Here is a 15,727-nt window from a genome sequence, read left to right on the forward strand (position 1 = left end):
CGCCCCCCCGACACCGGACGAGAGGACTCCGATGAGCAACCCGATCGAGGCCGCGATCCTGCGCGCCGACGCTCTGCTGACCCCCGAGGGCGCCATGGGCGGCGAGCCCGGCAGCGTCGAACTGGAGTTCGGTGCCGACGGCCGCATCGCCTACGTCGGTCCGGCACGGGCGGACTCGACCCCCACGCACGACCTGAGCGGCCACGTGCTCATGCCCGGACTCGTGAACGGCCACACGCACTCCGCCATGACCCTGCTGCGCGGGGCATCCGACGACGACGGGTTCATGCCCTGGCTCGCCGCCGTGCAGGGGCTCGAGCAGCACCTCACCCACGCCGACGTCGCCGTGGGCCTCGAGCTCGCCATGGTCGAGATGATCGCGAGCGGCACGACGACCTTCGCCGACATGTACCACTGGGACGAGGCGCTGCTGCGGCTCGTGCAGGCGAGCGGCATGCGCGTGCTCGCAGCTCCGGCCGCATTCACGGCCGAGGCCGTCGGGTTCCCGGGGGTCGCCCCGTGGACGGGCGCCGAGGCGCTCGACCAGACGGAGCGCCTCGCCGAGGTCTTCGCGGGCGATCCCCAGATCCGGCTCGCCTACGGTCCGCACGCGCCCTACACCTCGCCGCCCGAGTTCCTCCGCGAGATCTCCGAGCGCGCGCAGCGCACCGGGCTGCCGATCCACATCCACGTCTCCGAGTCTCCGGCCGAGGTCGAGCAGATCCGCGAGCAGTACGGGGCGACGCCGGGCGACCACCTCGATGCACTCGGCCTCTTCGACGCCTCCGTGCTCGCCGCCCACTGCGTGCACCTGACCGACCGCGAGATCGCGCGCTTCGCCGAAGCCGGAGTCGCGGTGAGCCACAACCCGGTGTCGAATCTCAAGCTCGGCAACGGAGTCGCCCGCCTCCCCGAGATGCTCGACGCCGGGGTGCGGCTCTCGCTCGGCACCGACTCGGTCGCGAGCAACAACACCCTCGACCTCTTCGAGGAGATCAAGACCGGCACCATCGTGCACCGCGGGGTCCGGCACGACGCGGCCGCCGTGCGCGCGTCGATGGTGCTCGACATCGCGACGCGCCGCGGCGCCGAGGCGGTCGGATTCCCCGAGACCGGCGCGCTCGAGGTCGGCCGTCTCGCCGACGTCATCGCGCTCGACGTCCGCGGCGCCTCCGCGATCCCGCACGCGTCGCTGACCTCCCACCTCGGCTTCGCCGCTCGAGGCACGGACGTCCGCCACGTGTTCATCGGCGGGCGCCACGTTTACGCCGACGGCGAGCACCTCACCCTCGACGCGGCGGGGATCCGCGACCGCGCAGCCGCGGCGGCTGCTCGCCTGCGGGCCTCCTGAGCCGGGATCCGGCCCTACGATTGAAGGACCTGGCCCGGTGCGATGCGACCGGGCCCGTTCCTCGCTTCCGACCCGAAAGGTGACCGCAATGGCGCCCGTCCGTCTTCCCGCCGATGCCGAACTCCCGCTCCTGCGCGCTCGCGTCGCCGACCTCTCCGACCGCGCGCTCGTCGTGGGGGACCCCGGCCGCGCAGCGCGTGTTGCGGAGCGCCTCGACGACGTGCGGCAGCTCACCGCGAACCGCGAGTACCACGTGTACTCGGGCACCCACCGCGGGGTTCCGGTCACCGTCGCCTCGCACGGGGTGGGTGCGGCCGGCGCGGCCGTCTGCTTCGAAGAGCTCGCCCGGGGCGGCGTCACCCGCATCATCCGCTCGGGCACCGCCGGCGGCATCCAGCCCGAGGTCGTCGACGGCGCGATCGTCGTCGCGACCGCTGCCGTGCGAGCCGACGGGGTGAGCCACCAGCTCGTGCCCACCGAGTTCCCCGCGATCGCGACCCCCGAGCTCGCGGTCGCGCTGAAGGCCGCCGCGGCGAAGACGGGGCTCGAGGTGCACTCGGGCATCGTGCTCACGGGCGACATGTTCTACCCGAGCGACGTGATCACCGGCATCGACCACCGCATGTGGCAGCGCGCAGGCATCGTGGCGGTCGAGATGGAGGCCTCCGCCCTCTTCGTGATCGCTTCGCTGCACGGAATCGAGGCCGGCGCGGTCTTCGCGATCGACGGCAACCCGCTGGCCGCGAAGGACGACGCGATGGACGGCTACGACCCCTACCGCGAGATCGTCACCCGCGCCGTCGACGGAGCGCTCGACACCGCGCTCGACGTGCTCATCGCCGACTAGGCGCAGACCGAGACGCAGACGCGTCCCGTCGAGCGCAGGCGCCGTCAGGATTCCGGAGATCTGCGGCGGAGCGGACGAAATCGCGGGAATGCTCCGAGATCGTGCGGATCTCCGCTCGGCCGGGTGGCGTGCGCGGCCCCGACCCCTGCGAGACCGGACCCGATCCCGACTACCTGCGACCTGCGCGGATCCGGACCTTCGGAATCGCCTCGGTGGGCGGCGCCATCGGCAGGGTCATGCGGAACTCGGTGCCCTCGCCCACGCGGCTCGTGACCTCCATGCGCCCACCGTGGGCGATCACGATCGCCCGGGTGATGCTCAGGCCGAGACCGATCCCGGGAACCGCGTTCCTCGTGGCGGTCGACGCTCTGAAGAACCGGGTGAAGAGCATGCCCTGCTCGTCCTCGGGAATTCCGATGCCGGTGTCGCGTACCGCGAGCACCACCGCACCGTCGAGGGGGCGGACCGATGCCGTCACCCGGCCGCCGCGCGGGGTGAACTTGATCGCGTTCGACAGCAGGTTGTCGAGCGCCTGGCCGATGCGCCGCGCATCGATGGAGACCATGACGGAGCGTTCGGGGAGCTCGGTGCGCAGCTCGACCCCCTCGCGCTGGGCGTGCGGCCCCGCGGACTCGACCGCGGAACGCACGCTCTCGGAGAGGTCCGAGTCGAAGCACTCGAGCGGGAACCGTCCGGACTCGACCTGCGCGGTGAAGAGGAGGTCCCCGACGAGGGCGAGCAGGCGCTGGGCGTTGCGCTCGATGATGTCGACGAACTCGCGCTGCTCCTCCGCGAGGGGGCGCTCGGGGTCGCTGCGGAGCAGGTCCAGGAACCCGATGATCGCGCTGAGCGGGGTGCGGAGCTCGTGGGAGATCATGCCGACGAACTGGTCCTTCATGCGGGCGACCTCCACCGCGCGGGTCTCGTCGGTGACGACCAGCAGATAGCCGCGCTGCTGCCCCGTCCCGTCCTTGCGCGGGGTCACCGTGATCCTCGCGGGCACGGTGATCCCGGTCGCCGTCAGTATCTCGAGGTCGGCGTCGACCGTGGCGTCGGAATCGGCGCGGGAGAACAGCGCCCGGACGCCCCGCGGCAGATCCTCGGGGGCGTGGGGATGCGGCAGGTCCGGGTGCTCCTCGCCGAGCATCTCGAGCACGTCGGCGGGGAAGAACCGATCCACGCGGACCTCGTCGAGGGCCTCGGCCTGGGAGAGACCGAGGATCCGCTCGGCCCCCGGGTTCCATGCCTCGACCGTGTCCCGGCAGTCGGTCGCGATGACGGCCTGAGCGGTGATCGACGCCCACAGGCTCTCGAACGATTCGAGCAGGGCCCGGTACCGCTGCTCGCTCTCGCGCAGCCGGGCGATCATCTCGGCGTTCTGCTCGAGCGCCCGGGTGCGGTCCGCGATGAGCCGCTCTGCCTGTTCGACGCGCACCCGCTGCTGACGCGAGAGCTCGAAGATGACGGCGGCGACAGCGGCGTAGACGAGCGGCGAGACGACGCCGCGGAGCCAGTCGGTCGGGCTGTCCGGCGGGGCGAACAGGTAGGGCATGAGGATCGTGAAGGAGCTCAGCAGGACGGCGACGACGACGTACCGGACCTTCGCAGCGGTCGCGAGCCACACCACCGGCAGCAGCACGAGCGCGCCGAACAGCGAGTGCGCGCCGCCGGTCCCCGCGCGGAACAGACCGAGCCCCACGACGTCGATCATGGGGACGAGGAGCACGAGCACTCCGTCGTACCGCCGGCGGGCGCTGAGCGCCCAGGCTCCGGCAGTCGCTCCGAGGATCACCGCGGTCCCCGTGAGGACCGCGGTCTCGGACACCGGGGCGAGGCCCGGGACCAGGTGGACGAGGGCGAGCGCGACGAGGAGTGCGATCGCCGTCGGGGCCTGCTTGAGCAGCGGGCCGGGGCGGTCGAGGAGGCGGCGCAGCCGCCCCTGCGGGGCCTCGCTCATGCCGCGAGCCCGACGACGAGTTCGTGCATGGCCGCCGAGGTCACCGGTTTCGGAAGCGCGGCGTCGGCGTCGGGATAATCGGCGGGATCGAGCACCGAACTGATCACGATGAAGCACTCGGGGAAGCGTTCGCGCAGCCGCTGGGAGCACTCCGCTCCGGTGAGGCCGGGGAGGCGGAGGTCGATGATCGCGAGCGACGGGGAGATCTCCGCGAACGCCGCGATGGCGGATTCGGCATCGGCGGTCGCGAAGACCTCGAAGCCCTCGCGCTCGAGCAGGAGACGAAGCAGCGCCGACTGGTCCGTGCTGTCCTCCACCGTGAGGGCGAGCGGCGCGCTCATCGGAGGAACAGCTCTCGAACGACGGCGATGGCGGCCACCGCAGCGAGCGCGATCAGGGCCTGGGGCACGAGCCGGCGCTCGCGCCGTGCATCGCGCGCGATCTCGTCGAGCTCCGGTGCTGGACTCATGAGACGACCCTTCCGACCTTCTCGGTCTTGACCCAGGATGCGTCGGCTCGGCGCCACTCCTTGATGTACGAGTCCACAGTAATCGCGCAGAGCAGCGATCCGTACCCGAACACGTAAATGCAGAGCCCTGCGACGAAGCGTCCGCCGGGCAGCCGTTCGACCCAGCGGGCCGCCCAGGCGCCGAGCATAGAGATCGGGCCCCAGAGGTACAGGATCGAGGCGTACACGAAGCGATCCTCGGGGGTGAGCGCGCCCAGCCAGTCGGTGAGCAGGGCGTCGGAGAACCGGGGGAACAGCGCGATCGCCATCAGGATCATCGCACCGAGCCCCGGGAACAGGAGCGCCTCCCGCCACGAACGACGCCCGGTGCGTCCGTCGAGCTGCACGGCGTACAGCATCGAGAAGAGGTAGGTGCAGGCCGCGAGGATCCACATGAAGCGGAACACGGCCTCGGCGATGCCGCTGTGCAGGAGCAGCAGCGCGAAGAGGGCCGCGGAGGCGAGCAGTAGCCAGACCGGGAGCAGGAGGATGCTGAACCAGCTGAGCCCGAAGGAGAGGCTGCCGAGCCGGTGGAGCCGGCTCGGGCGGAACCAGACCTTCCGGTAGATCGAGGTGAGCTGCACGTTGCCGCGGGCCCAGCGCAGACGCTGTTTCCACAGCGCGTCGACGGTGCGGGGCTCCTCCGCCAGCACGACCGCGTGCGGCTCGAAGACCATGCGGCGTCCGCGCAGCTGGCCCTCGAACGTGGTCATGGTGTCCTCCGCGAGGGTCCCGGTGGGGATCCTGCCGCCGATCGCCTCCAGGTTGGCCCGCGCGTGCAGCTGGGCGCCGCCGGCGAGGCAGGCGATGGCTCCGAGCACGTTCTGCGTGCGTCGGGATGCGAGCTGCGCCAGCACGTATTCCATGCCGATGAACCGGGTGAGATAGTTGCGGTCGTGGCTCCCCTCCGCGATGTACGCGGTGACGGCGCCGACGCGCTCGTCGGCGAGGTGCCGACTCATCTTGCGCAGCGAATCGCGGGCGAAGATGACGTCGGCGTCCATGATGAGCACCGCCTCGGTCCACGGGTCGGCGAGGACGCGCGAGAGGCCGTGGTTCAGCGTGTGAGCCTTGCCTTCGCCGCCCTGCTCGCGCCGCAGATGCACGACGCGGCCCGGGTGCTCGGCCGCCTTGCCGAGGACCACGTCGGGGGTGCTGTCGGTCGAGGCGTCGTCGACCACGTAGATGCGCAGCCGATCGTGCGGGTACTCCAGGGTGAGGAGCCGATCGATCGATGCGCCGATCACGAGCCCCTCGTTCCACGCGGGGACGACCACCGCGATGTTCGGCGTGTAGGGGGCCGCCCGCCGGTAGTGGTTCTTGAAGGCGTGGAGCGGGAGCACCAGGAACTGGAAGGCCGTGTTGAACACGGGGGTGGTGCCGAGCAGCACGCAGACCAGCAGGAACACGATCAGGGCGACTTCGAAGCCGTTCGGGGTGCTCACGCGAGGGCTCCGCCGCGTCGAGCAGGTCGCGCACCCGCCGGTAGCGTCCGACTTCGGCCGCGTCGTGACTGTCGGTCGACGCGACGATCCCGGCACCCGCCTCGCGCAGGGCCGCGAGGGTCGCGGGCTCGGGGCAGCCCCACTTCTCGTTCACCTCGACGAGGGTTCCGGTCGCGGCGGCGGTGGATGCCCAGGCCGCGAGGCGCTCGGCACCGAGCCGGGACTCGGCCAGTCCGATCTTCGGCAGGATCGAGAAGCAGTGCGCCAGCTGGCTGCCGGGATGGCGGTGCATCGCCGCGACGAGCGCGTGCACGAGATCGTCGAGTGCGTCCTCCTCGGACCACCCCGCGGCGAGGCGCGCGCGGACCTCGGACGGTCCGAGCGGTCCGTCGGCCCCGGGGAACTGGTGGTCCGCGATGAGGATCCGGTCGATGCCTGCGGGGAGCGCCGGGATGTCGAGCGAGCCCGCGCGATCGAGGATCTTCGCCTCGACGCCGGTGAGGACGGTGAGCCCGTCGGGTACGCGGAGCGCGGCGACGGCGGCGAGGTATTCGGGCACCCAGTCGGTGCTGCGGCGAACGTGGTCGACGAGCCGCAGCGTCTCGAGGCCGACCGTCGCGGCCGCGGCGACGTTCTGCGCGAGCGAGGAGACCGCGTCGTCGGAGAACGTCGAGTGGACGTGGTGATCGCCTCGGAGCACCGAAGCGGATGCGGTGCTCACGACTCGTCCTGGTGCCCGGCGTGCTCGGACTCGAGGATCGCGTCGACCTCGACGATCACGTCCTCGAGGAAGCGCACGGATGCGACCTCGCGGAACCCGACCCGCTCCGGCAGCGTCTCGCCGAGGAACAGGTCGACCACGAGCGAGGGGATGTCGACCCCCGCGGCGATGGTCAGCGGGAGGGCCCCGGGGAACCGGGGGTTGACCTCGAGCAGCATCGCACGGCCCGCCCGATCGCGGCGGAGCTGCACGTTGGCGACGCCGACGAGCCCGATCGCGCGGGCCACGGCCGCCGCCGTGTCCTCGAGCTCGGGATCGAGCACGGTGCGTCCCGCGATGGCGACGCCCGAGTCCACGCGGGCGCGTGTGCGCGGCACCGCCGCGACGATCCCGCCGTTCGCATCGGCGATGACGTCGACTGAGTACTCCTCGCCGGGCAGCAGGTCCTGCACGATCAGGCCCTCGTCCAGGGGCAGCGCTTCGAGCGCCGCGCGGTCCGGCACCAGGCGGATCCCCCGGCTCCCGGCGCCCTGACGGGGCTTCGCGAAGACCGGGAACTCCCAGTCGAGGGCGAGCGCGTCGGGGCCCGCGAGCACGGTGCGCGGCGAGCGGCCCGTCGCCGCGCAGCGATCCGCGAGGGCGAGCTTGTCGAGCGAGACGCGCAGGGTCTCGGCCGAGGGCGCTGCCAGCACGGCCGGGGCGAGCTCGTCCCGGCGGTCGGCGAGGGCGATCAGTTCGACGTCGACGGTCGAGACGACGAGGTCGAGGCGATCGCCCGCGACGAGGGCGGCGAGCGCCGGCACGAACGCGTCGTCGCGCCCCGGGGGCAGGAGCCGTCGTCGTTCGGCGGGCACCAGATAGAGGCCGCTGGCCCAGCCGTCCCTGTCGGCGGCGAACACCGTCACGTCCTCGCGGCGCAGCAGGGAGCGGATCACGGCGACACCGGCGGGGCCTCCGGCTCCGGTCACCAGAACACGGGCGGTCATCAGCTCTCCAGTCGCAGGTGCTCGGCGGTTCGGGCGAGTTCGGAGCTCTCCCGGACCACCTCGAGGGGTTCGACGGCGGTGCCGCCGCCGAATCGGGTCCAGTATCGCGCGGTCGCGGTGACGAACTCGGGCGAGAGGTAGTCGCGGCTCGCGGTCTGGGAATCGAAGCACCGCAGGAGCTCGAGCTTGCGGTCCAGGAACCGTTCGATGCGGACGAACCGCGTCGGCCGGTAGTCGATGGTGGCGGAGGGGCTCTGGTAGCAGGCGACGGTCGGCACGCGGCGCGTCGCCGCGATGGTCGCCTCGCTCACCGCCCGGTGGTCCTGGTGCCGATCATGCCCGGAGTGGGTGTAGACGACGGTGGGGCGTACCTCCCGCACGACCTCCTCGATGAGCCGCACCGTCGGTCCGCTGCTCGGGATCTCGGTGTCGACGAGGTCCTGCAGGAACAGACGGGCGCCCAGCAGCTCCGCGGCGGCGAGGGATTCGTGCTGCCTGCTGTCGGCGTCGCCGCCCCTGGCTCCGCGGGACAGGGTGAGGATCGTGATGCGGTCACCGGCCTCGGCGTGCGCCGCCAGGATTCCGCCGGCGCCGATCTCGACGTCGTCGGGGTGCGCGCCGATGGCGAGCACCGTCTCCACCGGCCGTTCCGTGCCTCGGGCGCGGCCCTCGGCCGCGAGACGCCGCACGGTCTCGACCAGCGCGGCGTTGTCCAACGGCTTGGTGAGGAACTCGTCGGCCTGGGCGCGCAGCGCCGAGACCGCGTATTCGACCGAGACGTGCGCGGTCATCACGATCACGGGCACGCCCGGGATGCTGCGGCGCAGCTCGGCCAGCAGCTCGAGTCCGTTCAGGCCCGGCATCTCGATGTCGGTGATGACGACATCGGGGCGCGCGGCCGCGGCCTGCTCGACCGCGCGGAGGCCGTCGGAAGCGACGTCGACGGTGCAGCCCGCCCGCCGCTCGAGGATCGTGCGCACCAGCAGGGCCACATCGGGGTCGTCGACGACGAGTACTCGAGGGGCGTCGTTGGCCATCGGCTGCGGTCTCCTCAGCGGGTCAGTTCGGCGATCCGGTTCGAGAACCCAGGGTATCTCTTCGAGAGCTCCGCGCGATCCCCGAGCCGGAATCCCTCCCAGTCGAACCCGGGTGCCATGGTGGTGCCGACCAGGGTCCAGTCGCCGGCGGACGAGGAGCCCTGCATGACTCCCGCGGGCACGGCGAACTGGGGCAGCAGCCCGGCCGCGGGGTCGGCACCCAGCAGGTGCTCCTCGGCCGTCCCATCGGGGTGGAGCAGGAGCAGGCGCAGCGGGGAGCCCGCGTACCAGTGGTAGATCTCGACCGACTCGAGCGAGTGCAGCGCCGAGAAGTCATCGCCCGCGAGCAGGAAGTAGATCGCGGTCGAATGCGCGTCGAGGTGGGCCTGCCGGAACAGCCCGCCCTCGTGGGGGAGCGGTTCGAGACCGAGCGCGGCGACCCAGCGTGCCGCCTCCTCGGGGATCTCGGGGCACGGGGGCGTCGCGTCGGCCGAATCGGACCGGCTCATGCGAGCTGCGCCGCCCGGGTCTGCTTGAACCGTCGGCTCATGAGGATGAGCACGACCAGGGTCACGATGTAGGGACCGGCATCGGTCAGCTGCTGGGGCAGGCCGAAGGACTGCAGGCGGAAGCCGATCGCGTCGGCGAAGCCGAACAGCAGCGCCGCACCGAGCACGCCAACGGGGTGCGCCCGGGCGAGCATGACCACGACGACGGCGATCCAGCCGCGGCCGGCCGACATGTTCTCGGTGAACTGCACCACGTTTCCGAGCGCGAGCTGCGCGCCGCCCAGGCCCGCGAGCGCGCCCGAGGCGAGCACGGCGAGCAGCTGGTAGCGCTGGGGGTTCACGCCCAGCGTCGCCGCGGCGAGCGGGCGCTCGCCCACGCCGCGCAGGCGCAGGCCGACGGGCGTGCGGAACAGTACGACCCAGAGCACGGGGACGAGCAGCAGCGCGAGGTAGCCGATCGGCGTCAGCGAGAACAGCGGGCCGATGCCGGGGATATCGGCGAGGCCCGGGATCCGCCAGGTGGGGATCCCGTCGATCTTCGGATCCTTGAACACGCCCTGGACGTGGAAGATCGCGAGGAGCAGGAAGCTCGTCATGCCGACGGCCAGGATGTTCATGGCGACCGCGAGCACGATGGGATCGCCCTTGCGGTACACCGCGCCGTAGCCGAGGATCATCGAGAACAGCATGCCCGCGATCATCGCCGCGAGGGAGCCGAGGATCCAGCTGTGGGTGCCGTAGGAGACCGCGACACCGGTGAAGGTGCCGATGAGCAGGATGCCCTCGAGGCCGATGTTGAAGATGCCCACGCGCTCGCAGATCATGCCGCCGAGCGCGGCGAGCAGGATCGGGATGAGCGAGCGGAGGACGGAGGCGACCAGGTCCTGGTCGAACATGGCGAGCAGGTTCATCGTTCGCCTCCGGGCTCGGTGGTTGCGGTGGTCGGGGCGACGGCGGACGGAGCCGCCGCGGCGGGGACCGTGGGTGCGGACGTCGGCGGATCCACGGGGCCGGGGTCCTGCCGTTTCTTGCGGAACCGGGGCAGCGCCACCCGGTAGGCGAGCAGGATGATGACGAGCGCCTGGATCACCGCGGCGATCTGCGGGGACAGCCCGAGGTCGCGCCCCATCGCCTCGCTGCCGACGATGATCGCGCCGAAGAAGAGGCCGGCGATCGCGACGCCGAGGGGGCGGTACAGCGCGAGCAGGGTGACGAGCAGCGCGGTCCAGGCGTAGTTCGTCTGGACGATGTGGCCCTCGATCATGCGCGTGTTCGGGGCGCCGATCACGATCAGCACGCCGATGAGTCCGGCGATGCCGCCCGACAGCGCCATGGTGCGCAGCACGAGCGGGCCCGGCTTCACCCCGCCGTAGCGCGTGAACTCGGGGTTCTGCCCGGCGAGCCCGGCCTCGAAGCCGTAGCGGGTGCGACGGTTCACGAAGATCGCGCCGATCACGAGCACGGCGACGATCACGAGCGACCAGTTGACCTGGGTGAGCACCATGGTGATCGGGCTCATCGGTCCGAAGGTGCGTCGCACGGCCTCGGCCGTAGGGCCCGCGGGCACGAGCGCGGTCAGCTGCGCGCCGGGGTCGATCTGCTTGCTCGCGACGAGGTCGGTCGAGGGATCCTTCAGCTGGAACCGGATCAGCCAGGAGGAGAAGTATCGGGCCGGATAGTTGAGCAGCAGCGTGGCGAGCAGGATCGGCACGCCGAGCGAGTTCTGCAGCAGCGCCGCGAGCAGGCCCCACGCGGCACCCGCGACCACGCCGGTGACCATCGCGCAGAGCGCGACGAGCGGGCCGGGGCCGGGCATGTAGACCGCGACGAAGCCGCCGGCGAGCGCGCCGAGCACGGCCTGGCCCTCGGTGCCCAGGTTGATGATGCCGGCGCGGAACGCGAGGGCGATGCCGATGCCGATGCCGATGATCGGGATGGCGCGTCCGAGGGTGTTCGCGATGCCCATGCCGGTGCCGAACGAGCCAGACACCATGGCGCGGTAGCCCGAGATCGGGTCGACGCCGGCGACGAGCATGAACACGGCACCCACGACGAGCGCGAGCACCACCGAGACGGGGATCGGGCCCGCGAGCCAGCGGCCGATACGCGGGAGCACGCCCGAGCCCGGCCGATCGTTCACTGCCTGGGTCACTGCGCGTCTCCGTTCTGTGCGCCGCTGACGCGGACTGCGGCGCCCGCCGGGCGGTGCCGTTCCTCGGGCTCGTGGCCGGCCATGTAGAGGCCGAGGAGGGCCTCGTCCGCTTCGGCGCGGGGCACCTCGGCGACGATGCGGCCCTCGAACATCACGAGGATGCGGCCCGAGAGCGACATGATCTCGCTGAGCTCGGCCGAGATGAGCAGCAGTGCGCCTCCGGCGTCGCGGTACTCGCAGAGTTCGCGGTGGATCGACTCGATGGCACCGATGTCGACGCCGCGGGTGGGCTGCTCGACGACGAGCACGGGCGAGCGGTAGTCGAGCTCGCGCGCGACGACGACCTTCTGCAGGTTGCCACCCGACAGCGTGCCGACGGGGGTGGTGGGACTCGCGATCTTGACCCCGAAACGGGCGATGAGGCGCTTCGCGTGATCGGTCATGGCGCTGCGCGACAGGAGGCCGCGGCGCATGATCGGGGCCCGGCGATGGTGGCCGAGGGCGAGATTGTCGATGGCGTCCGCGGTGCCTGCGCTGCCGACCGCGTGGCGGTCCTCGGGCACGTAGGCGATGCCGCCGTCGCGGCGGGCCGCGATCGATGCCCGGCTGAGGTCGACGCCCGAGACCGAGACGGAACCGGCGGCGGCCTGGCGCATGCCGAGGATCGCTTCGGCGAGCTCCACCTGGCCGTTGCCGGCGACGCCCGCGATGCCCACGACCTCGCCCGCGCGCACCGCGAGGAGGCCTCCGCGACGCTGTCGCGGCCGCCGTCGCCCGAGACCGTCAGGCCCCGGACCTCGAGCACGGTGTCGCCCGGCTCCTGCGCGGGCGGCGGGGTGGTGAGGTCGACGTCGCGGCCGGTCATGTGGCGCGTGATCTCGGCGGGGGAGCTGTCGGCCGTGACGAGCTGCGCCACGTTGCGGCCGTCGCGCAGCACGGTGACGCGGTCGGAGATCGCCATGACCTCGTTCAGCTTGTGCGTGATGAGGATGATGGTGCGTCCGTCGGCCTTGAGCGCGCGGAGCACGTCGAACAGGCGCTCGGTCTCCTGCGGGGTGAGCACGGCCGTGGGCTCGTCGAGGATGAGGACCTTCGCCTCGCGGTAGAGGGCCTTGACGATCTCGACCCGCTGCAGCACGCCGACGGGGACCGAGTCGACGCGGGCCGCGGGATCGAGCGCCAGGCCGTAGCGGTCGGCGATCTCGGAGACGAGACGGTTCGCCTCGCGGCGATCGATGAGGCCGCGCTTCGTCGGCTCGCTGCGGAACACGACGTTCTCGGCGATGGTGAGGGAGGGGAAGAGCTTGAACGACTGGAAGACCATGCCGATGCCGGCATCGATCGCGTCGAGGGGCGAGGCGAAGTGCTGCTGCTCGCCGCGGATGAGGATCTCGCCCTCGTCGGGCTGGTAGACGCCGGCGAGCATCGACATGAGGATCGACTTGCCGGCGCCGTTCTCGCCCATCAGGGCGTGGATCTCGCCCGGGGCGACCTCGAAGTGGACGTCGTCGTCGGCGAGCACGCCGGGGAAGCGCTTGGTGATGCCGCGCATCTCGACCTCGGGGATCATGCTCGCTCCTTCGAAGGGGGTGGTGCTGGGGTGGTGGAAGCCGACCCGCCGGTTGAGCGAGCTTGCGAGTCGAAACCGAAGCGCGGGCCTCGGTTTCGACTCGTCCCTCGCTCAACCGGCGGGCGGTTGGCGGCCGGAACGACCGGCCCTACTTGGTGGGGTCGGTGACCTTGACGGTGCCGGCGACGATCTGGTCGCGGACCTCGGTGACCTTCTTCAGGACGTCGGCGTGCTCCATGACCACGCAGCCCGAGTCCTTCGCACCGTCGGAGAGGCTGACGATCGACATGCCCTGCTCCTTCAGGCCGAACGAGGAGGTCGCGTCGGCAGCGCTCTTGCCGTCGATGATCTCGCCGACGACGGTCTCGACGACCTTGTCGACGGCCTTGACGGTGCCGTCGACCACGTTGCCCGGAGCCATCTGGCACTGGTTCGCGTCGACGCCGTACGCGAAGAAGTTCTTCTCCTTCGCAGCGTCGAAGATGCCGCCGTTGGCCGCTGCGCCCACGGCGAACACCTGGTCGGCGCCGGTGCCGGCGAATGCGATCGCCTGCTCCTTGGCGCGCGCGGTGTCGGCGAACGGGTTGTCGCCGCCGATGATCTGCGGTGCGACGGTCTTGACGTCCGCCTTGGCGGCCTTGGCGCCCTCGTCGAACCCGCCCGAGTACTTCTTGAGCAGCGGGATGTCGAGCGACAGCACCGAGCCGACGGTGTTGGTCTTGGTGAGGAGGCCGGCCTCGTACCCGAGGAGGTAGGAGGGCTCCTGCTCGCGGAAGGTCGCCTGGTAGAGGTTCTTCGGCGCGTTCTCGACGGTGGTGTCGATCAGCAGGAACTTCTGGTCGGGGTACTGCGTGGCGAACTCCTTGGCCATGTCGCCGAACTGGAAGCCCAGCATGACGATGACCTTGGGCTGCTGGGCGACGGCCGACTCGAGGTTCGAGCGGCGGTTCGCCTCGTCCTTCGACTCGAAGGTCTTCGCGGTGCCGTCGTTGTCCTTCGCGACCTTCTCGATGCCGGTCTTGCCCGACTTGAGGAACTCGTTCTGACCGATGGGATCGCTCGTGATGTAGACGAACGAGGGGCCGTCGGCCGAGGAGTCCGCCGAGCCGCCGGCGTTGCCCGAGCAGCCGCTCAGCAGCAGGGCGCCGGCTGCGGCGCCGGCGACGAGAGCCGCAGTGGCGCGGCGCTTGGTGAAGAACATGCAGGGTTCCTTTCGTTGCATGGTTCAGGCGCGCAGCTCGCCCAGCGGGGTGTCCCGCAGGGTCTCGCCGCGGCCCGGGAGAATGACCCGGCGCTCGGTGACGATCGCAGTGATCAGTTCGTTCGGGGTGACGTCGAAGGCGGGGTTGACGGCGGCGATGCCCTCGGGTGCCGTGCGGACGCCGCCGAAGCCAGCGACCTCGTCCACTCCGCGGTCCTCGATCTCGATGTCGGCGCCGCTCGCGGTGCTCATGTCGACCGTGGACTCGGGGGCGACCACGATGAAGGGGACCCCGGCGTGCTTCGCCGCGAGGGCGAGCGAGAAGGATCCGACCTTGTTGGCCGTGTCGCCGTTGGCCGCGATGCGGTCGGCACCGATGAACACGGCGTCGGCGATCCCGCGCGAGAGCAGGAACGGGCCGGCCGAGTCGACGAGCAGGCGGAACGGCGCATCCATGCGCTGCAGCTCCCACGCGGTGAGGCGCGCGCCCTGCAGCAGCGGGCGGGTCTCGAGCGGGAACGCCTCTTCGAGGGAGCCCTGCTCGAGCAGGGTCTGGATCACGCCGAGCGCGGTCCCGCGCTCGACCGTGGCGAGACTGCCCGTGTTGCAGATGGTCATGACGCGGACGCGATCCTTGCCCGTGAGCTCACGGGTCAGGTCGGCGCCGTACAGCCCCATCGAGATGCACGCGGCGATGTCCTCGTCGCGGATGCGCAGGGCCTCCTCGAGCACCGCCTCGGCGCCCGAGTCGAGGGCGGTGAGCGCTCGGTCGACGCCCCACGACAGGTTCACCGCGGTGGGCCGGGCTTCGCGCAGCAGCGCGGCCTGGCGGCGGACCTCCGCGGTGTCGAGCTCCTCGTCGCCGCCCGAGCGCTGCACGCTCGCCGCGATCAGTGCGACGCCGAGCGCGCCGGCGACGCCGAGGGCGGGGGCCCCGCGCACGGCGAGCCGCTTGATGTCGTCGATCAGCTCGGGCAGCTCGGTGACGCGGTGCACCTCCACCGTATGCGGAAGGAGCGTCTGGTCGATCAGTTCGATGGCTCCATCGATCCAGTCGATCGTGCGCACGAAGGACCCCGTTTCTGTGTGCGTGTCGTCGGTGTGACGCGCCCGCCACGGCCGAGGACGGCGAGGGGAGCGCAACCACGACAGAATATCTGATTCCCAGCCGTCTCCGGGCACGGTTGTGGAAGAGGCGCGCGCGAGCGATCCGGAAGATCGCGAGCGCCGTTCCGAAGGCCATCGTTCGCGCGCCGGACCCGCGCCGGACCCGAAACGTTCACCCGGCGGGGTGCGTGTCGTGGAGCGGCTTCGCGGCGTACGCGCGTACCGTGTGGTGCATCGGGCAAAGCGCCCGGTCGAGGAGGCCATTTCCCCCTCGGTGGCAACGGCCTCCGCGCAGACGGGATCCGCAGATCCCCGAGCAAGGGAGCCCCCGTGGCC

Annotated in this window: 14 protein-coding genes and 2 pseudogenes; 2 read left to right on the forward strand and 14 right to left on the reverse strand. The window is 71.4% G+C overall.

The window, feature by feature from the left end:
- The first annotated feature begins 31 nt into the window (after positions 1–31).
- Positions 32–1,351 (forward strand): amidohydrolase, encoded by a 1,320-nt coding sequence (locus AB3K78_RS01880; RefSeq protein WP_416445680.1) that lies wholly within the window; start codon positions 32–34, stop codon positions 1,349–1,351.
- An 88-nt stretch (positions 1,352–1,439) separates the two neighbouring features.
- Positions 1,440–2,198, forward strand: a complete 759-nt coding sequence (locus AB3K78_RS01885; RefSeq protein ID WP_416445682.1) for a nucleoside phosphorylase — start codon at positions 1,440–1,442, stop codon at positions 2,196–2,198.
- A 169-nt stretch (positions 2,199–2,367) separates the two neighbouring features.
- Here the strand turns inward: AB3K78_RS01885 and AB3K78_RS01890 are convergent, their stop codons facing one another.
- From AB3K78_RS01890 to mtnA, 14 genes and pseudogenes are all read right to left on the reverse strand, one after another.
- A complete protein-coding gene (locus tag AB3K78_RS01890; RefSeq protein WP_416445684.1) occupies positions 2,368–4,155 on the reverse strand; it encodes a sensor histidine kinase in 1,788 nt (595 codons plus the stop codon).
- Positions 4,152–4,496, reverse strand: coding sequence for a response regulator (locus tag AB3K78_RS01895; RefSeq protein WP_416445686.1), 345 nt, complete (start codon positions 4,494–4,496; stop codon positions 4,152–4,154). Before AB3K78_RS01895 ends, AB3K78_RS01890 begins: the two co-directional genes overlap by 4 nt.
- Positions 4,493–4,624 carry a hypothetical protein gene (locus AB3K78_RS01900; RefSeq protein ID WP_416447281.1) on the reverse strand — a complete coding sequence of 44 codons (132 nt, stop codon included), beginning with the start codon at positions 4,622–4,624 and terminating at the stop codon, positions 4,493–4,495. Before AB3K78_RS01900 ends, AB3K78_RS01895 begins: the two co-directional genes overlap by 4 nt.
- Entirely contained in the window at positions 4,621–6,108 is a 1,488-nt protein-coding gene (locus AB3K78_RS01905; RefSeq protein WP_416445688.1) for a glycosyltransferase family 2 protein, read from the reverse strand. Before AB3K78_RS01905 ends, AB3K78_RS01900 begins: the two co-directional genes overlap by 4 nt.
- Positions 6,109–6,637: 529 nt before the next feature.
- Positions 6,638–6,829 (reverse strand): annotated as a pseudogene (locus AB3K78_RS01910) (histidinol-phosphatase); the annotation flags it as partial.
- Positions 6,826–7,815: an ATP-grasp domain-containing protein gene (locus AB3K78_RS01915; protein ID WP_416445690.1), complete on the reverse strand. Its 990-nt coding sequence runs from the start codon at positions 7,813–7,815 to the stop codon at positions 6,826–6,828. The gene AB3K78_RS01915 and the pseudogene AB3K78_RS01910, both read right to left, overlap by 4 nt.
- Entirely contained in the window at positions 7,815–8,852 is a 1,038-nt protein-coding gene (locus AB3K78_RS01920; protein WP_416445692.1) for a response regulator, read from the reverse strand. The genes AB3K78_RS01915 and AB3K78_RS01920 overlap by 1 nt, the downstream gene beginning before the upstream one ends.
- Positions 8,853–8,866: 14 nt before the next feature.
- Positions 8,867–9,361 carry a cupin domain-containing protein gene (locus tag AB3K78_RS01925; protein WP_416445694.1) on the reverse strand — a complete coding sequence of 165 codons (495 nt, stop codon included), beginning with the start codon at positions 9,359–9,361 and terminating at the stop codon, positions 8,867–8,869.
- The gene (locus tag AB3K78_RS01930; protein WP_416445696.1) at positions 9,358–10,272 is read right to left on the reverse strand and encodes an ABC transporter permease; all 915 of its coding nucleotides are present in this window, start codon (positions 10,270–10,272) and stop codon (positions 9,358–9,360) included. The genes AB3K78_RS01925 and AB3K78_RS01930 overlap by 4 nt, the downstream gene beginning before the upstream one ends.
- On the reverse strand, positions 10,269–11,513 hold the full coding sequence (locus AB3K78_RS01935; RefSeq protein ID WP_416445698.1) for an ABC transporter permease: 1,245 nt from the start codon (positions 11,511–11,513) through the stop codon (positions 10,269–10,271). The genes AB3K78_RS01930 and AB3K78_RS01935 overlap by 4 nt, the downstream gene beginning before the upstream one ends.
- Positions 11,510–12,247 (reverse strand): ATP-binding cassette domain-containing protein, encoded by a 738-nt coding sequence (locus AB3K78_RS01940; protein ID WP_416445700.1) that lies wholly within the window; start codon positions 12,245–12,247, stop codon positions 11,510–11,512. The genes AB3K78_RS01935 and AB3K78_RS01940 overlap by 4 nt, the downstream gene beginning before the upstream one ends.
- A 389-nt stretch (positions 12,248–12,636) precedes the next feature.
- Positions 12,637–13,083: pseudogene (locus AB3K78_RS01945) on the reverse strand (ATP-binding cassette domain-containing protein); the annotation flags it as partial.
- Positions 13,084–13,231: 148 nt separating this feature from the next.
- A complete protein-coding gene (locus AB3K78_RS01950) occupies positions 13,232–14,284 on the reverse strand; it encodes a BMP family ABC transporter substrate-binding protein (RefSeq protein WP_416445702.1) in 1,053 nt (350 codons plus the stop codon).
- Positions 14,285–14,308: 24 nt separating this feature from the next.
- Complete coding sequence (gene mtnA, locus AB3K78_RS01955; protein WP_416445704.1) at positions 14,309–15,352, reverse strand: S-methyl-5-thioribose-1-phosphate isomerase; 1,044 nt, start codon at positions 15,350–15,352, stop codon at positions 14,309–14,311.
- Between the last annotated feature and the right edge of the window lie 375 nt (positions 15,353–15,727).

Origin of the sequence: Leucobacter sp. HNU, assembly GCF_047946755.1 — a bacterium.
Lineage (GTDB): Bacteria > Actinomycetota > Actinomycetes > Actinomycetales > Microbacteriaceae > Leucobacter.